This is a genomic window from Mycolicibacterium flavescens, assembly GCF_001722335.1.
Classification (GTDB): Bacteria; Actinomycetota; Actinomycetes; order Mycobacteriales; family Mycobacteriaceae; genus Mycobacterium; species Mycobacterium flavescens.
Map to the genome: position 1 here is coordinate 1 of NZ_MIHA01000063.1, position 664 is coordinate 664.

1 protein-coding gene is annotated in these 664 nt (G+C 66.3%); it reads right to left on the bottom strand.

Features of this window, described 5'->3' with window-relative positions; translation table 11 throughout:
- Positions 1-664, bottom strand: a 664-nt coding sequence (locus BHQ18_RS28845) for an HNH endonuclease signature motif containing protein (protein WP_131815753.1), incomplete at both ends; no start/stop codon positions are given.

A 664-nucleotide genomic window follows, 5' to 3' on the forward strand; every position in this document is an offset into this window, starting at 1 on the left:
CCGCGGATGGTGATCTCGCCGCGGTGATGCATGCGGTGGTGATGCGGGCACACCAGCACCAGATTCCACAACTCGGTGGGTCCGCCGTCTTCCCAGTGCACGATGTGATGGGCGTGCAGCCCGCGGGTGGACCCGCACCCGGGTACCGCACAGGTCGAGTCGCGGTATTCCAGCGCCCGGCGCAGCCGCCGACTGATCACCCGCGTGCTGCGCCCGGCCCCGAAGGGCTGTCCTCGCTGTTGCAGCCACACCTCACAGTCGGCGTCACACAACAGGTATCGGCGATCAGCATCAGACAACGCCGGGCCGGCGTGGATCCAGCTGGCGCGTTTGTCGACATCCAGGTGCACGATCACGGTGGTGTGCTGACCGTGCGGGCGCCGCGCCACATCGGCGTCCCACGCGGTCTCGACCATCCGCATGAACGCATCGGTCAAGGTGGGAAACGGCAGATTAAACCCTTGGGCTTTTTCCCGCTTGAACGCGCCGCTGCCTTCCCAGCTCGGCGCGTCGGGATCGCCGGGGGTGTCGGGGCCCTGGTCGCGGCGGTAGTCGTTGATCAACGCCTCCCGATGCGAAGCCAACGCGGCATCGACTTTGGCCGCCTCCAGATTGGGCACCGTGATGCGATACGTCGTGTAATTGTCGCCGGTGCTCTTCGAAA